Raw genomic sequence first — 17,298 nt, 5'->3', positions numbered from 1 at the left:
TTTTCTCTATAAAAAAATCCCAAATTCCAACTATTACCGAAACGTGGCAATTGGAATTTGGGATTTATGTTTTATCCCGATGTAACTATCGGAATTCAACTTATTTTTTGGTGCTACAAGTTAAAAGCTCTTTTCACAGCATCAACGTGATCCAATTTTTCCCAAGTGAAAAGTTCTACTTCCTTTTCTATTTTTCCGTTGTACGGACTTTCAAAAGTTTTAGTTATAGTTTCTGGCGTTCTTCCCATATGCCCGTAGGATGCGGTTTCGGAATAGATTGGGTTTCTTAATTTCAATCTTTTTTCGATTGCCGCTGGACGCATATTGAATATTTCTGAAACCTTTTTCGCAATCTCTCCATCAGAAAGTTTTACATTTTTGGAATTATAGGTATTCACAAAAATAGAAGTCGGTTCCACAACGCCAATGGCATAACTTACCTGCACCAAAACTTCATCGGCAACGCCAGCAGCTACGAGGTTTTTCGCAATATGTCTTGAAGCATAAGCCGCACTTCTATCAACCTTACTTGGATCCTTTCCGCTGAAGGCACCACCGCCGTGTGCACCTTTTCCTCCGTAAGTGTCCACGATAATTTTTCGTCCTGTAAGTCCGGAATCGCCGTGTGGCCCGCCTATAACGAACTTCCCGGTAGGGTTAATGTGATAAACTATTTCATCATTAAACAATTTCTGAACATATTCCGGTAATTGTTTTTTCACTCTCGGAATCAAAATTTCAGTGATATCCTTTTTGATTTTCGACAGCATTTTTTCATCTTCATCAAAGTCGTCGTGCTGTGTAGATACTACAATCGCAACTATTTTCTGCGGAATATTATCGTCGCTATATTCAATAGTAACTTGGCTTTTTGCATCGGGGCGCAAATAATTGATTTCAGAATCTTCACGGCGAAGCGCAGCCAATTCAATCAAAATTTTATGTGAAATATCCAGCGCCAGCGGCATGTAGTTTTCGGTTTCCTTTGTGGCATAACCGAACATCATTCCTTGGTCTCCCGCGCCCTGTTCCTCTTTGTTTTCGCGATCCACACCTTGGTTAATGTCTTGTGATTGCTCGTGAATTAACGAAATTACCCCGCAGGAATCGCCACTAAATTTATATTCACCTTTGGTGTAGCCAATTTTATTGATCACGTCCCGCGCAATGGTTTGAACGTCAAGGTAGGTATTGCTCTTCACTTCACCCGCCAAAACTACCTGTCCGGTAGTTACCAAGGTTTCGCAAGCAACTTTGCTTTCTGGGTCAAAAGCCAAAAAATTATCCAAAAGCGCATCGCTTATTTGGTCCGCAACTTTGTCTGGGTGTCCTTCAGAAACACTTTCCGAAGTAAATAAATAGGCCATAAATTGAATTTAAAATTTTATAAAAACTTAAAACGACGTAGGACACAATGACTTAAGGCATATGACTATAATTATTTCTCAATTTCCTTTAAATATATAATAGTCTTAGGTCTTATCTCCAAAAGTCCTATGTTATTTTTAAAGATTTGACGAGTGCGCCGAAGGTAGGTTTTCACTGCCTTTAGCATTTTTTAGTGAGGTTGCAATCAGTCAAATCTTTCCTCGTGATGGATGCAAATGTACATATTAAAACCAAATTTCAAAAGATTAATATATTTCGCAAAAAACCTAATTTGCAGACTATTCCATAAACGATTTGAAAGTATGAAAGTTTCACTGAACAGAATAAACGGCAATTACCTTTTTGAGGCAAAAGGTGCTTCCGAAGTTCCAGTTTTAATCGACAATAAAACCGATGAACCCTCAAAAGGTGCCAGCCCAATGGAGCTTTTGCTGATGGGGGTTGGCGGTTGCAGCGCGATAGATATCGTAATGATTCTGAAGAAACAACGGCAGGAAATCACCTCCTATAAAATGGAAGTGGAAGGCCAGCGAAAGGAAGTGCGGGATGCCAAGCCTTTCGAGTCAATGCACGTCACCATTTTTCTGGAAGGCAAGATCGATGCGGCAAAAGCCCTACGCGCCGCCCAACTCAGTTTTGAAAAATACTGCTCGGTTTCCATCACGCTCGAGGCTTCGGTGAAGATTACGTACAGCATTGTTTTGAACGGAAAATTATTAGAATGACTTAGGACAAAAAAGATAAAAAGATGAAAGGACAAAAAGATTAAAGATAAAATGGAAAAAAATTCCTTTATGTCCATTCGTCATTTTTTTTCTTTCAGCGAAGCGGTCATTTGTCTTTCAGCGTAGCGGTCCTTTCAAAAAGTAAATTTTGTATTCTAAATTTTATACTGTTACTTTGTTCCAGTTCATAACCATACTGAAAAGTTATCAAGAAAGGCCGAGGGAATAGACCCTTTGACGCCTTAGCAACCCTTTCGCCAGAATGAAGGTGCTACATTCTATCCGTTTTTGCGGAATAGATAACAACACATAGGTTTTCCATCACCTTTTCTTGAGATAATTTTTTTGTGGCGTGCCCCTTCGGGTCGGGCTTTCGGCACTCGCTTTTATTTTTATTTTCAAAAAAATAAAGAGCTCAAACAATGCCTCAATCCCTCACGCAAATGTGAACTTCAATCAAAAATCAAGAAATGAATAACATACAACAAGCACTGCAAAACCGAATATTGATCCTCGATGGCGCAATGGGCACAATGCTCCAGCGCTATAAATTTTCCGAGGAAGATTTTCGTGGAGAACGTTTTAAGGATTTTCATAAATCGGTGCAGGGAAATAACGATTTGCTTTCAATTACCCAACCGCAGGCAATTGCCGAAATCCATTCAAAATATTTCGCCGCGGGTGCCGATATTGTGGAAACAAATACTTTTTCCAGCACCACAATCGCAATGGCCGATTATGATATGCAGGATTTGGTGTATGAACTCAATTTTGAATCTGCCAAAATCGCAAAAAAAGTCGCTGAGGATTTCACTTCCAAAGAACCGCACAAACCACGATTTGTGGCCGGCGCCATTGGCCCCACAAACAAGACCGCGAGTATGAGCCCCGATGTAAACGATCCCGGTTTCCGAGCCATTACTTTTGAAGAATTGCGCGTTGCTTACAAACAACAAAGCGAAGCCTTGATTGACGGCGGCGTGGATATTCTTTTGGTGGAAACCATTTTTGATACATTGAATGCGAAAGCAGCGCTTTTTGCCATCGATGAAATAAAAGAAGAACGAAATCTCGACATTCCCATAATGATAAGCGGAACAATAACGGACGCTTCCGGACGCACGCTTTCCGGCCAAACCGCAGAGGCATTCTTGATTTCCATTTCGCACATTCCATTAATGAGCGTGGGTTTCAATTGTGCCTTGGGCGCCAAACAGCTCACGCCCCATTTGGAAGTGATCGCAAACCGCACCAATCTTGCCGTGAGCGCCTACCCAAATGCGGGATTGCCAAACGCGTTCGGCGAATATGATGAAAGTCCGTCACAAATGGCTTCGCAGGTTAAGGAATATTTGGACAAGCAGTTGGTAAATATCATAGGCGGTTGTTGCGGCACCACACCTGAACATATTAAAGCGATTGCCGAAATCGCTTCACAATACAAACCGCGACCCATTTTGCAATCTGAAAATCTTGCTGTATGATACCCACAAAACAAGAAGTTGAAGCGGCCTGCGCGCGCGTAAAGCCATACGTTCACAACACGCCTGTTTTGAAATCTTCCTATATGAATGAACTTTCCGGCGCCCAGGTTTTTTTCAAATGTGAAAATTTCCAAAAGATGGGTGCATTTAAAATGCGAGGTGCAACCAATGCCATTTTGCAACTTTCCGAAGCACAGAAAAAAGCGGGTGTTGTGACGCATTCCTCCGGAAATTTTGCGCAGGCACTTTCGTTGGCCGCAAAAAATCTTGGCGTAAAAGCGTATATCGTAATGCCTGAAAACGCGCCGCAAGTGAAAAAGGAAGCGGTTAAAGGTTACGGCGGAATTATCACCGAATCGGAATCAACACCCATTGCTAGGGAAACTGAGGCTGAACGGATTCAAAAAGAAACGGGTGCGACGTTTATCCATCCGTCAAACGATAAAAATGTGATTCTGGGCAATGCAACTTCGGCCGCGGAACTGTTGCAATCACACCCCGATTTGGATTATGTTTTCGCACCCGTTGGCGGTGGCGGATTGATTGCCGGAACATCACTTTCGGCGTATTATTTTGGAAAAAACTGTAAAACAATCGGTGGCGAACCGTTTGCGGTTGACGACGCATTCCGAAGCCTTCAATCTGGAAAAATAGAATTCAACGAGACCACAAACACCATTGCCGATGGACTGAAAACGTTTCTGGGCGATATCAACTTCCCAATCATTAAAGAATTGGTTTCTGAAATAATTAGAGTTGAAGAAACCGAAATCATTGCCGCAATGAAACTGATTTGGGAACGGATGAAAATAATCGTGGAACCGAGCTGTGCGGTTCCTTTGGCGGCATTACTCCGGGAAAAGGAATGCTTTAAAAATAGAAAAATAGGAATTATCATTTCTGGGGGAAATGTGGATTTAAAAAATCTGCCTTTTAGTTGATTGTTGTTGGTTGATAGTTGATAGTTGTTGGTTGATGGAAATATTCTAGGAACCAACATATTAATAGCAATATAGATTAGTAAAATTAGATTAGAAATATAAACGGTTTAATAAATATCAAAATGAAAATCCATCAACCTTCAACAAAAAACAAATAACCAAATAATGGAATATAGGGATTTGGATGTATGGAAATTTTCTCGGGAATTGGTCAACTCAACTTATGAATTGACGAAAAGTTTTCCGAAAGAGGAATTATATGGTCTGACAAACCAAATAAGAAGGTGCGCTGTTTCTATTCCATCAAATATTGCAGAAGGTTGTGGGAGAAGAACTTCCAAAGACACAATTCAATTTCTATATATCTCACGAGGTTCTTTATATGAATTGGAAACACAATTATTTTTAGCATTGGATCAAGATTTCATAAATAAAAGTCAATTAAATGAAATCAATACTCAAATTGAAAGTTGTAAAAAATTGTTGAACGGATTTATTAAATATTACAAAAAATTATAATGAAAGCCGATCAACCATCAACTATCAACCAACAACCAAGATATTTAAAATTATCTGGCTTAGAACCGCTTATAATAACCCCCGAAAGCAATTTTATAAACGTGGGGGAACGCACCAATGTGGCAGGTTCAAAGAAATTTCTTCGATTGATAAAAGAAGGGAATTTTGAGGAAGCGCTTTCCGTGGCCCGCGAGCAAGTGGAAAATGGCGCGCAGATCATCGACGTGAATATGGATGATGGTTTGATCGATGGCAAAGAGGCGATGGTGAAATTCTTAAATCTTGTTGTCGCAGAGCCCGATATTTCACGCGTTCCCATTATGATTGACAGCAGTAAGTGGGAAATTATCGAAGCCGGTTTGCAAGTGGTGCAGGGCAAATGTGTGGTGAATTCCATCAGTTTAAAGGAAGGCGAGGCCGAATTTATCCATCACGCAAAACGCATAAAACGCTACGGTGCCGCGGTAATCGTAATGGCTTTTGATGAAGTGGGCCAAGCTGACAATTACGAAAGACGAATTGAAATCGCCAAACGCTCCTATGATATTTTGGTGAATCAAGTAAAATTCGCTCCCGAAGACATCATTTTCGATCTTAACATTTTTCCCGTCGCCACGGGAATGGACGAGCACCGCCGAAACGCAATCGATTTTATTGAAGCCACGCGCTGGGTTCGGGAAAATCTGCCACACGTGAGCGTGAGCGGGGGCGTGAGCAATGTTTCTTTCAGTTTCCGGGGAAATGACCCCGTGCGGGAAGCGATGCATTCCGTTTTTTTGTATCACGCCATTAAAGCGGGAATGAATATCGGCATTGTAAATCCTGCGCTGTTGGAGGTGTACGATAATATTCCGAAAGATCTATTGGAACGCGTGGAAGACGTTATGCTCGACCGTCGCGATGATGCTACGGAACGCCTGCTCGATTTTGCCGAAACCGTAAAAGGAACTTCAAAGGAAAGTAAAATCGATCTTTCGTGGCGCGAAGAACCGTTGCAAGATCGTATTACCAGAGCTTTGGTAAAGGGAATCGACGAATTTATTTTGGAAGATATCGAAGAAGCCAGAATTAGCGTTTCAAAACCCATTGAGGTAATCGAGGGCCATTTAATGATGGGGATGAACGTGGTTGGTGACCTCTTCGGAAGCGGGAAAATGTTTTTGCCGCAAGTGGTGAAAAGTGCGCGCGTGATGAAAAAAGCCGTGGCGTACTTGCTTCCTTACATAAAGCCCCCCCTGCCCCCCGAAGGGGGGAGCTTCCAACTGGACGAAAAAAAATCTGATAAAAGAACTTATAATTGGAAGACGGCAGACCCAATGCTCTATGGGTTGATGAAGGATTTTGCAAAAAAAATGCGTAGTGTACCCACAGATGCCGAAAGGATATTGTGGAATTTATTACGCGGAAAAAATCTTGAAGGCTATAAATTTCGAAGACAGCATATTATCGGCTCCTACATAGCAGATTTTATATGCTTAAAGAAAAATCTAATAATTGAAATCGATGGACTAATACATCAGCTTCCAGAACACAAGCTAAAAGATGGAGAAAGAACAGAGTGGCTTGAAAAAAAAGGATATAAAGTAATCCGTTTTACAAATGAAGAAGTATTCAAAAATACAGATAAAGTCCTCGAGACAATTTTTAAAAGATTAAAAGAACTTTCCTCAGAAAGTAATCCACAGAACTCCCCTTCGGGGGGCAGGGGGGCAGGAGTTATACTAATGGCAACCGTAAAAGGCGATGTTCACGACATCGGGAAAAATATCGTGGGCGTTGTTTTGGCGTGCAACAATTACGAAATAATTGATTTGGGCGTGATGGTGCCGCCCGAAAAAATAATCGCAACCGCAAAAGAGGAAAACGTGGATGCCATTGGTTTGAGCGGTTTGATCACGCCTTCGTTGGACGAAATGGTCTTTTTGGCGAAGGAAATGCAACGCCAAAATTTCAAAGTTCCGTTATTGATTGGTGGCGCAACCACAAGCAAAGCACACACGGCCGTAAAAATTGATCCCGAGTACGAATGTGCGGTGGTTCATATAAATGACGCTTCCCGGGCGGTGACTGTGGTTGGCGATTTATTGAAAAAGGAAACGTCAGTTTCGTACAAAGAAAATCTGAAAAGGGAATATGAAGTTTTCAGAAACGATTTTTTGAAAAGGCAAACCGTAAAAACCTATGTTTCAATCGAGGAAGCTCGAAAAAACAAGTTCCAAATTGATTGGAATTCCGCGGTAATAAAAAAACCGAAACAATTGGGTGTGCAGGTTTTGAAGGATTTCGATTTGAATATTTTGAAGGATTACATCGATTGGACGCCCTTTTTCAGAAGCTGGGAACTGCACGGAAAATTTCCGAATATTTTGAAAGACAAAATTGTGGGCACGCAAGCTTCGGAATTATTTGCTGATGCCCAAAAAATGCTCGACAAAATCATTTCAGAAAAACTTTTGGAAGCACGAGCCGTCTTTGGGATTTTTGAGGCAAATTCAGTAAATGATGATGATATAATAATTCAAAATTTAGAATTCAGAATTCAAAATTATTTTTTGCGAACGCTTCGCCAACAATCCCAAAAAGCCACCGGAAAACCGAACCTTGCATTGGCCGATTTTATCGCGCCAAAGAAAATTGGAATTCAAGATTATATCGGCTGTTTCTGTGTAAGTACGGGTTTTGGCACTGCTGAATTGGCTTCAAAATATGAGAAAGAGCACGATGATTATAATTCCATAATGGTAAAAGCGTTGGCGGACCGTTTGGCAGAGGCCTTTGCGGAATATCTTCACAAAAAAGTGCGCACCGAATATTGGGGTTACGCTTCTGAAGAAAATCTTACAAACGAGGATTTAATTTCAGAAAAATATAAAGGAATACGTCCCGCGCCGGGTTATCCCGCTTGTCCGGATCATTTGGAAAAACTCACTATTTGGGATGTGCTGAAAGTTAAAGAAAATATAGGCGTGGAGCTCACCGAAAGTTTGGCCATGTGGCCGGCAGCTTCGGTTTCGGGCTATTATTTTGCGAATCCCGAGGCGCGCTATTTTGGCCTCGGAAAAATAAAGGAGGATCAAGTGGAAGATTTCGCTAAGCGAAAAAATATGAATTTAGAAGAAGCCACCAATTGGCTGAAAACAAACCTTGCTGATTAGATGAAAGTAACCGAACACATAAAAAACGGCAACGGAAAAACACAATTTTCGTTTGAGATTTTACCGCCTTTAAAGGGCGAAAACATACATTCCATTTTCAACAATATTGACCCGTTGATGGAGTTTAAACCGCCCTATATAAACGTAACCTACCACCGCGAGGAGTACAGTTTTAAGGAACTTCCCAACGGTTTGATTGAACGAAAAGTTGTGCGTAAAAGACCGGGAACAGTAGGGATTTGTGCCGCAATTCAAAATAGATATCACGTAGATGCCGTGCCGCATATTCTCTGCGGAGGTTTTACGAAAGAAGAGACCGAAAATTTTTTGATAGATCTTCAGTTTTTGGGGATTGATAATGTGATGGCGCTTCGTGGCGATGCCGTGAAAAGTGAAACCTATTTTACGCCCGAAAAAAATGGGCACAAATATGCATGTGATCTTGTCTCGCAAATAAAGGATATGAATAATGCCACGTATCTTGATGATGAGCTTCAAAACAGCAGTCCTACCGATTTTTGTGTGGGCGTGGCGGGATATCCGGAAAAACACATGGAGGCCCCAAGCGTGGAAAGCGACATTCATTTCCTAAAAAAGAAAATAAAAAACGGTGCAAAATACGTGGTAACGCAAATGTTTTTTGACAATAAAAAATTCTTTGAATTTCAAAAAAAGTGTAAGGATGAAGGCATCGATGTTCCTATAATTCCAGGGTTGAAGCCTATTGCGGTGAGCAAACATCTCAATTTGATTCCACATAGGTTTAAGGTGGATTTGCCGGATTCGCTTGTTCGGGAAGTAATAAAATGTAAGGACAACAAGCAAGTGCGCGAGGTGGGTATTGAGTGGTGCATAAATCAAAGCAAGGAATTAATGGATGCCGGCGTGCCTTTTCTGCATTTTTATTCTATGGGAAAAAGTGATAATATAAAACAGATTGCTTCGCAGATATTTTAGGATTGCGTTTATTTGCGACGATGTTCCGGTTAGCTTTTTTGTTTTTTATTTTTAATATATCCTTTGTTTTTTCACAGGAAAACAATCGTACCAATTTTTTTGTGGACGCCAATTATTTCTACGGAACCATACTTCGGCACAATAAGGATATTTCACATTTAATAAAAGAACATCCCGACGGATTTATTTTGGGATTTAACCATAAAACCTTTGGTACAGAGCGCTGGCACCAAGAATATAACTATCCAGATTGGGGCTTTTCAATGGTCCACCAAAATCCGCATAATCCGGTTTTGGGAGAAAATTATGGGCTTTATGGGCATTTCAATTTTTATTTTTTAAAAAGAAATCTCTTTTTACGAATTGGACAGGGCATTGCGTACAACACGAATCCATTTGACCTTGATAAAAATTTCAAAAACAATGCTTATGGTTCGCATTTTTTGAGCTCAACTTACGTGATGCTGAATTACAACAAGCCGTATATTTTTAAAAATTTTGCGTTGCAAACGGGAATTTCGTTGGTACATTATTCCAACGGAAATTTTAAGGCGCCAAATTCCAGCACCAATACGTTTGCTGTAAATGTGGGCGTGAATTATGCTTTAGAGGATGAAAATGCTTCGGAATATATTCGCGATTCCGTTCCCAACAAAATTTCAGAACCTATTAAATTCAATTTTGTTTTGCGCGGCGGGTTGAACGAAAGTGATTATCTCAATCTCGGCCAGCATCCCTTTTTTGTGGTTTCGGCCTTTGCTGACAAGCGTTTGAGCTATAAAAGTTCGCTTCAATTGGGTGCGGATTTTTTTTATTTGCCATTTCTTAAAAAGGAGATTGAATATCTTTCCATCGCTTTTCCCAGCTTTGGTGTAAAGGGCGACGAGGATTTTAAACGTGTCGGAATTTTTGCTGGCCACGAATTGAGAATCAATGCGTTGGCCGTAGTTTCGCAATTGGGTTATTACGTTTACTACCCGTATGATTTTGAGGGCAAAACGTACATTCGCGCAGGATTAAAATATTATTTTACCGAAAAATTATTTAGCGCCATCACTTTAAAATCGCACGGAGCAAAGGTTGAAGGCGTGGAATTTGGATTGGGAATTAGAATCTAAAATGATGAGAAAACTTGGTTGCTTCCTATTAATTTCAATGCTGTTTTCCTGCGATTCAGAAAACGCAAATGATTGTTTTCAGAAGGCCGGAAGTATTATTTCAAAAGAAATTTCCGTTACAGATTTTTCAAAAATTAGAATTGAGGACGAGGTTGCGCTTTACTTGAAGCAGGGTGAAGTTCAATGTGTGGTATTGGAAACCGGTGAAAATTTAATGCCCGACGTTTCTGTTTCAATTGAAGGTGAAACGCTTGTGGTGAAAGACCAAAACAGTTGCAATTTGGTTCGGGAATATGGAATTACAAAGGTTTTTGTCACTTCCCCGAATATTTCAGAAATACGAAATAGTTCTGCTTTTGATGTGATTGGCGAAGGAATTTTGAATTTCCCTACACTTCATTTAATTAGCAATACCACGGCCGGACCGGAAAATATCAGGAAAAGTGGCGATTTTTATCTGATTTTGAATTGCCAGCAATTGATTGTGGAAGCAAACGGGCAAAGCGTTTTTTACATTACCGGGACTGCCGAAACGGCGAGTTTGGGCTTTGCCGATGAATATCCAAGATTTGAGGGAGCCAATTTTTTAATTGGTGAATTGACTGTCTTCCAAAGAAGTGCCAATAAAATGATAGTGAATCCAGAACGAAGTATCGTTGGGGAAATTTTGGGAACTGGCGATATAATCTCGCACAACAGGCCTTCAATAATTGATGTAAAAGAAATATTTACGGGAAGGTTATTATTTGAAGATTAGTTTATCTTTACCAGCCTTATAAAAAATATGAAGTACTTTTTCCCGCTATTTATTTCCCTCTTTTTAAGTTTTCCACTTTTCTCGCAGGAAGAAGATTTTTCAACAGTTGAAGCTCCACAACAAGAAGAGCTGAAGCCATTTTCGCTTGAAGCGGATTATTTTTACGGGACCATTTTAGAGCACAATCCGGATATTTCGCATTTAATTACGGGACATCCCACTGGTTTCATTTTAAGTTACAATCGAAAAACGTACGGTTTCAATGAATGGGAGCGCCGATATCGATTTCCGGATTGGGGTTTTACAGTCGCTTACCAAAATATGCACAATGAATTTTTAGGTGAAAACATAGGTGTTTACGGGCATTACAACTGGTATTTTTATAACAGACATTTGGTAATCAGGCTCGGCCAAGGAATTGCCTACGCCGAAAAACCTTACGATGCGGAAACCAATTATCAAAACAACGCTTACGGTTCCCGTTTTCTGAGCACTACCTTTTTAAAGATGAATTATGTTCGTGAGAATGTTTGGCGTGGATTCGGGTTTCACGCAGGTTTTGGAATTATACATTATAGTAATGCTAATTTCCGTGCACCCAATAATAGCACCAATACTTTTGCATTTAATGCCGGAATCAGTTACCAAGTGGATCACGAAAAATTTCCAGAATACAACAAAACGCCAGATTCATTGAGTTCCACCCACGCGGAACGTGTTAAATACAATTTCGTATTTAGAGCGGGACTCAATGAGAGTGATGTGATAGGGCAAGGCCAATATCCATTTTATGTAGCTTCGGTTTTTGCGGATAAAAGGATTAATTACAAAAGTACCTTGCAAGCGGGTGTGGATGTATATTTTTCAAATTTTTTAAAGGAATTGATTTATTATCGGTCCGTTGCATACTCAGAACTTGGGCTGTCCGGCGATGAGGATTATAAGCGTGTAGGTGTTTTTGTGGGCCACGAGCTGCGTTTCAATAGAGTTGCATTTGTTTCGCAATTAGGGTATTATGTTTACTATCCCTTTGAATTTGAAAATAGGGTGTATAATAGGCTGGGGCTGAAACGTTATTTTTTCAATGATCAATTTTTTGCGGCGGCAACCGTACATGCGCATTGGGCAAAGGCCGAAGCTGTTGAGTTTAGCGTAGGGATAAGACTTTAGAAATTCTGGAAATTTCAGGAAAAATATGAAAAAATTAATCTTAATAGTATCGCTTATAGTCCTTTTGGGTTGTGATTCGGAAAAGGGTCTCAACTGCTTTCAAACGGCTGGGGATATTGTCCAGACTGAAATGACCGTGGCGACGTTCTCAAAAATCATAGTCTACGAACGCACAAAACTTTTTATTCAGCAGGGCGAAACGCAAAAAGTTACGGTGGAATCTGGAGAAAATTTGATGAATGATATTGAGCTCAAGGTTGAAAATGGCGTTCTTTCCATTTATAACAATAACGGTTGCAACGTGGTTCGCGATTACGGAATTACAAAAGTATATGTAACCGCACCAAACATCACCGAAATACGAAGCAGCACAGGATTGCCCATTGAAAGTATTGGGGTTCTTCGCTACCCGTCACTTACTTTGCTGTCCGAGGATAGAATGGACGAGGATGTCTATCATATAGATGGAGATTTTATTCTGGATTTGGATGTGGAAAGTTTGAGTATTGTCGCAAATGGCCTTTCGGTTTTCAGATTAAAAGGTTCTGCGGAATATGCTTCGTTCGGTCTTTTTGCTGGCGATTGCAGAATTGAAGCTGCCGATCTACAAGTACAATCATTATCAATTTTTCACCGAAGCACCAGTGAAATGTTTGTAAATCCCCAGCGGGCAATTAGAGGTTCCATCGTGAGTTTGGGCAATGTAATTTCAAAAAATCGGCCGGCTGTTGTGGAGGTAGAAGAACTGTACCGTGGCAGGCTTATTTTTGAATAGTCAATTCAGAAAATAATTTTTCGAGGGTAATGTTTTTTTGATGCAATTGAAGAATTTTCAATCCATTGTCGTGGGCAAAATCAAAAACTTTTGCGCGCATATCTTGCTCCGTATCAAAATACAATAGATATACAAATCCAACCGAATTTTCAACTTTACCAAGCTTCGCAATTTTTTGAAGCGCAATTTCTTCCACGCGATAATCAAATTCAACCTCAATAATTTGTTGTTGGTTTTGTTTTAAATCCTCCAGTTTTCTGTCCAGCACAATTTTACCGTTGTTTATTATTATCACCCTATCGCAAATAGCTTCGACCTCCTGCATAATGTGCGTTGAGAGCAAAACGGTTTTTTCCTTTCCCAAATTCTTGATAAGCTGGCGGATTTCAATCAATTGGTTGGGATCCAAACCAGTTGTGGGCTCGTCAAGAATAAGAACTTCCGGGTTGTGCAACAGCGCATTGGCCAGTCCTACACGCTGGCGATATCCTTTTGAAAGCAGCGCTATTTTTTTATTTGCTTCCGGAGTTAAGCCCGTTTTTTCGATAACTGAATCTACTTCAGATTTGTGAATATTATAAATCCCAGCATTGAAAAGCAGGTATTCGCGAACATACATATCCAAATATAGCGGATTGTGCTCTGGCAGATAGCCCACACTTCGTTTTACTGAAATATCATCTTTGCTCACCACAAAACCATTGACAATTGCCACACCTTCCGAAGCTGGCAAAAACGAAGTTAAAATTTTCATCATTGTAGATTTTCCGGCACCGTTCGGGCCAAGAAACCCTACGATTTCTCCTTTTTTAATTTCAAATGAAATACTATCCAGCGCTTTTTGCTCGCCGTAGGTTTTGGTTATATTTTCAACTTTTATGGACATATTTTAACAGGGACAAAGCTACATAAATTTCTTCCGAAGTCATTTCGCCAAATAATTTAAAATTTTACAAAACAAATCTTTATTGCCGTATTTATTAACTATTTTAGCTGTCATGAAAATACACATTAATTATAATATTTGCAGAATATGCTGGCACCTTCTCATTAACTGCCATCAATAGGGAATATTATACTTTTATATATAAATTTAAGTCCCTTTTAGGGACTTTTTTTTTGAAATTTATGGAGAATAAAAAGGAGTTGAGAAATTGGTTAAACGCATTTAATTTGAGCCATCCCCTCGTTATTGCTGGCCCGTGCAGCGCAGAAACGGAGGAACAGGTATTGAACATTGCGCACCAGCTTAAAACTACGGACACCACCGCAATGCGTGCCGGAATATGGAAACCCAGAACCCGCCCTGGAAATTTTGAGGGCGTGGGTGCTTTGGGTCTCAAATGGCTTCAAAGGGCAAAAAAGGAAACCGGATTGATGATTGCCACGGAAGTTGCGAATACGCACCACGTAGACCTGGCGCTGGCGCACGATGTGGATATTTTTTGGGTGGGTGCGCGCACCACGGTATCGCCATTTATCGTCCAAGAAATTGCCGATGCCTTGAACGGGACCGATAAAATTGTGTTGGTCAAAAATCCCGTCAACCCAGATTTGGCACTCTGGCTGGGCGCGGTGGAACGTTTTTATGAAGCCGGAATTAAGAACTTGGGTGTAATTCACCGCGGGTTTTCCACCTATGAAAAGACACGCTACAGGAATAATCCAGAGTGGCAAATACCTATTGATCTTCAGAACAGATTTCCAGATTTGCCGCTTATTTTGGATCCATCGCACATTGCGGGCCGGCGTGATCTTATTTTTGAACTTTGCCAAACCGCTCTCGATTTAAATTATGATGGATTAATGATAGAGACGCATTGCAATCCCGACAAAGCGTGGAGCGATGCTGCTCAGCAAATCACCCCAGAAACTTTACGAATTATTACGGAAGAGTTACGAATTAGAAGTACGGACGGCGCAAGCGTCAATTTTAAAAAGGAATTGCAAATGCTTCGTACTAAAATCGATATTTTGGACCAGCGATTGATTGATACGCTTGGGGAACGAATGAAGATTGCAGATGCAATTGGTTTTCTGAAGAAAGAAAATAATGTGGCGATCCTCCAGCGAAAAAGGTGGAATGAAATTCTGCAACGAATGACCAAGGAAGGCGAGAAAAATCAGCTGAATGAAGAATTTACGCTCGCCCTCTTCAAGGCCATCCATCAAGAATCCATTAACCACCAAAAAAAGGTGATAAACCCTTAATGGTTATTGCTTCAATTTTTTAAAAACAAGCCGGGTAATGAAAATTCCCTGTCCGTCTTTTTCGCCAGCGTCGCTTTCCACGGCGCTGGTTACAAAGGCCAAATCCCAGCCTTCAGCAAGCATGGTATTAATTTTTGAAGTTATCAGCGCATCATTGGCCGCAATATTCTGAAAGCGTATTCCGCCTAAATTATAGAAATTGAGAAGTTTGGTCTCATCGAAATCCTTCACGCGAATGTCAGACCTATCAGACTTATTGCGGGAATTGTCATCCTCGCTTTGGGTAGTGGTGAATTCCTTGTAATCACGCTCCGCATTTGCTGAAATCATCCGCGAGCGCCCCAAACCATTAGGGACAATGGATTCTACAACAGTTACAACTTTAACCTCATATTGCTGCGCAAAAATTTCGGTAGAAAAGAAAAGCGTTATAACTAAAAGGAAACAAAATTTTTCATAAGTGTATTAATTTGATGTTTAGCTAAGTAAAAATAAATTTTTATAGGATTGTTTGTATTTAATTTTGGATTTTTGTTACGATGAAGGGAACTGTCTATAAATCCACGGGAAGTTGGTATTCTGTTAAAGCCGAAAACGGCACGTTTTACGATTGCAGAATTAAGGGAAAATTCCGAATAGGCGGAATTAAAAGCACAAATCCCATTGCCGTGGGAGACCATGTGGATTTTGAAATTGAGACAAAAGGCGATGAGACTATAGGTGTAATTTCAGGCATTGATGAGCGCGAAAATTATATAATTCGCAAATCTGTAAATCTTTCAAAGCAAACCCACATTATCGCCGCAAACATAGATGTGGCATTTTTGCTCATTACTTTGAACAATCCGCCCACCTTCACCACATTTATCGATCGATTTTTGGTTACGGCTGAAGCGTACCATATAAAAACCGTATTGCTATTCAATAAAATTGATGCTTACAATGAAGACGAGTTGTTTGAAATAAAAATGCTAGCCGCGCTCTACCGAAATATTGGCTACGAATGTATAGGAATTTCCGCTACAACGGGAAAGAATGTGGATAAAGTGAAAGAGTTGATGACCAATAAAGTCACTATGTTCTCCGGCCACAGCGGTGTGGGAAAATCTACCTTGATCAATACGCTGGAGGCAGATTTGGATTTGAAGACATCAAAAATTTCTGAACAACATCTGCAGGGCCAGCACACCACAACCTTTGCTGAAATGTTTGATCTTTCCTTTGGCGGACAGATAATTGATACGCCCGGAATCAAAGGGTTTGGCGTCGTGGAAATGGAAAAAGAGGAATTGGGGAATTATTTTCCGGAATTTTTTGAACGGAAAGAAAATTGCAAATTCAATAACTGCCTTCATTTGGAAGAACCCAATTGCGCGATAAAAGAAGCCTTGGAAAATGATGAAATTGCGTGGTCCCGTTACAAAAGTTATTTGCAGATTTTGGAAGGGGAAGAAGATCATTTCAGAAAAGATATTTATGGGGAGAAATAGTTTTTCTTAAAATCACAAATCACAAATCACAAATCACAAATCCCAAATCCCAAATCCCAAATCCCAAATCCCAAATGCCGATCATTAAGAATTAAATAATCAACAATCCAATAATCCAATAATCCAATAATCGAATTTTCCATAATGCGCGTAGTAATTCAAAGAGTCAAAAAAGCATCGGTAACTATTGATGGTAAAATTTTTTCTGAAATAGAAAAAGGACTTTTGGTTTTTTTGGGGATAGAAGCAGAAGACACAACGGAGGATGCGGAATGGTTGGCTGGTAAGATTTCAAAAATGCGGATTTTTCCTGATGAAAATGATGCCATGAATTTATCGCTTCAAGATATAGTTGGTGAGTGTTTGGTTGTTAGCCAATTTACACTTCACGCCAGCACAAAAAAGGGAAATAGGCCTTCATTTATTAAAGCTGCGCGTCCAGATTATGCAATCCCGTTATATGAAAATTTTATTTCTCAAATGCAAAATGAAATTTCCGCGACTGTAAAAACGGGAATCTTTGGTGCGATGATGGATATATCGTTAGTGAACGATGGACCCGTTACTATAATAATGGACTCCAAAAACAGGGAATAAAATACCTTAA

At 40.1% G+C, this 17,298-nt stretch carries 16 protein-coding genes and 1 riboswitch; of the genes, 13 read left to right on the top strand and 3 right to left on the bottom strand.

Going from position 1 to position 17,298, the window contains the following annotated elements:
* Nucleotides 1-113: 113 nt before the first annotated feature.
* Nucleotides 114-1,367 (bottom strand): methionine adenosyltransferase, encoded by a 1,254-nt coding sequence (gene metK / locus KIV10_RS00615; RefSeq protein WP_214111549.1) that lies wholly within the window; start codon nt 1,365-1,367, stop codon nt 114-116.
* 324 nt (nt 1,368-1,691) lie between these two features.
* Here metK and KIV10_RS00610 point away from each other — a divergent pair, with 324 nt between their 5' ends.
* The 10 genes from KIV10_RS00610 to KIV10_RS00565 all read left to right on the top strand — a co-directional run bounded on the left by KIV10_RS00610 (nt 1,692) and on the right by KIV10_RS00565 (nt 12,990).
* Entirely contained in the window at nt 1,692-2,114 is a 423-nt protein-coding gene (locus tag KIV10_RS00610) for an OsmC family protein (RefSeq protein ID WP_214111548.1), read from the top strand.
* 201 nt (nt 2,115-2,315) lie between these two features.
* Nucleotides 2,316-2,420: riboswitch (SAM riboswitch) on the top strand.
* A gap of 164 nt (nt 2,421-2,584) precedes the next feature.
* Nucleotides 2,585-3,598 carry a homocysteine S-methyltransferase family protein gene (locus tag KIV10_RS00605; protein WP_214111547.1) on the top strand — a complete coding sequence of 338 codons (1,014 nt, stop codon included), beginning with the start codon at nt 2,585-2,587 and terminating at the stop codon, nt 3,596-3,598.
* Nucleotides 3,595-4,539 (top strand): pyridoxal-phosphate dependent enzyme, encoded by a 945-nt coding sequence (locus KIV10_RS00600; RefSeq protein WP_214111546.1) that lies wholly within the window; start codon nt 3,595-3,597, stop codon nt 4,537-4,539. The genes KIV10_RS00605 and KIV10_RS00600 overlap by 4 nt, the downstream gene beginning before the upstream one ends.
* Nucleotides 4,540-4,704: 165 nt before the next feature.
* Nucleotides 4,705-5,058, top strand: a complete 354-nt coding sequence (locus tag KIV10_RS00595; RefSeq protein WP_214111545.1) for a four helix bundle protein — start codon at nt 4,705-4,707, stop codon at nt 5,056-5,058.
* On the top strand, nt 5,058-8,213 hold the full coding sequence (locus KIV10_RS00590; protein WP_214111544.1) for a vitamin B12 dependent-methionine synthase activation domain-containing protein: 3,156 nt from the start codon (nt 5,058-5,060) through the stop codon (nt 8,211-8,213). The genes KIV10_RS00595 and KIV10_RS00590 overlap by 1 nt, the downstream gene beginning before the upstream one ends.
* Nucleotides 8,214-9,170 (top strand): methylenetetrahydrofolate reductase [NAD(P)H], encoded by a 957-nt coding sequence (metF, locus tag KIV10_RS00585; RefSeq protein ID WP_214111543.1) that lies wholly within the window; start codon nt 8,214-8,216, stop codon nt 9,168-9,170. It begins immediately after the preceding gene.
* 20 nt (nt 9,171-9,190) lie between these two features.
* A complete protein-coding gene (locus KIV10_RS00580) occupies nt 9,191-10,288 on the top strand; it encodes an acyloxyacyl hydrolase (RefSeq protein WP_214111542.1) in 1,098 nt (365 codons plus the stop codon).
* 1 nt (nt 10,289) lies between these two features.
* The gene (locus KIV10_RS00575) at nt 10,290-11,045 is read left to right on the top strand and encodes a head GIN domain-containing protein (protein WP_246516146.1); all 756 of its coding nucleotides are present in this window, start codon (nt 10,290-10,292) and stop codon (nt 11,043-11,045) included.
* A 27-nt stretch (nt 11,046-11,072) separates the two neighbouring features.
* Nucleotides 11,073-12,215: an acyloxyacyl hydrolase gene (locus KIV10_RS00570; protein ID WP_214111541.1), complete on the top strand. Its 1,143-nt coding sequence runs from the start codon at nt 11,073-11,075 to the stop codon at nt 12,213-12,215.
* A 25-nt stretch (nt 12,216-12,240) separates the two neighbouring features.
* Nucleotides 12,241-12,990, top strand: a complete 750-nt coding sequence (locus KIV10_RS00565) for a head GIN domain-containing protein (protein ID WP_214111540.1) — start codon at nt 12,241-12,243, stop codon at nt 12,988-12,990.
* Here KIV10_RS00565 and gldA read toward each other — a convergent pair.
* The gene (gene gldA / locus KIV10_RS00560) at nt 12,977-13,876 is read right to left on the bottom strand and encodes a gliding motility-associated ABC transporter ATP-binding subunit GldA (RefSeq protein WP_214111539.1); all 900 of its coding nucleotides are present in this window, start codon (nt 13,874-13,876) and stop codon (nt 12,977-12,979) included. The genes KIV10_RS00565 and gldA overlap by 14 nt on opposite strands.
* A 242-nt stretch (nt 13,877-14,118) precedes the next feature.
* Here gldA and KIV10_RS00555 point away from each other — a divergent pair, with 242 nt between their 5' ends.
* Nucleotides 14,119-15,201, top strand: coding sequence for a bifunctional 3-deoxy-7-phosphoheptulonate synthase/chorismate mutase type II (locus tag KIV10_RS00555; protein WP_214111538.1), 1,083 nt, complete (start codon nt 14,119-14,121; stop codon nt 15,199-15,201).
* Between the two features lie 3 nt (nt 15,202-15,204).
* Here the strand turns inward: KIV10_RS00555 and KIV10_RS00550 are convergent, their stop codons facing one another.
* Nucleotides 15,205-15,633, bottom strand: coding sequence for a hypothetical protein (locus tag KIV10_RS00550; RefSeq protein ID WP_214112126.1), 429 nt, complete (start codon nt 15,631-15,633; stop codon nt 15,205-15,207).
* 107 nt (nt 15,634-15,740) lie between these two features.
* On the opposite strand from KIV10_RS00550, the gene rsgA reads away from it, so the two are divergent.
* The gene (rsgA, locus tag KIV10_RS00545) at nt 15,741-16,691 is read left to right on the top strand and encodes a ribosome small subunit-dependent GTPase A (RefSeq protein WP_214111537.1); all 951 of its coding nucleotides are present in this window, start codon (nt 15,741-15,743) and stop codon (nt 16,689-16,691) included.
* Nucleotides 16,692-16,835: 144 nt separating this feature from the next.
* Nucleotides 16,836-17,288, top strand: coding sequence for a D-aminoacyl-tRNA deacylase (gene dtd / locus KIV10_RS00540; protein ID WP_214111536.1), 453 nt, complete (start codon nt 16,836-16,838; stop codon nt 17,286-17,288).
* The last annotated feature ends 10 nt before the right edge of the window (nt 17,289-17,298 follow it).

The organism is Aequorivita echinoideorum (assembly GCF_018476645.1).
In the GTDB taxonomy this organism is placed as follows: domain Bacteria; phylum Bacteroidota; class Bacteroidia; order Flavobacteriales; family Flavobacteriaceae; genus Aequorivita; species Aequorivita echinoideorum.
Note: the sequence above shows the minus strand (reverse complement) of the source record. Positions and strands in the feature narration are given on the sequence as shown.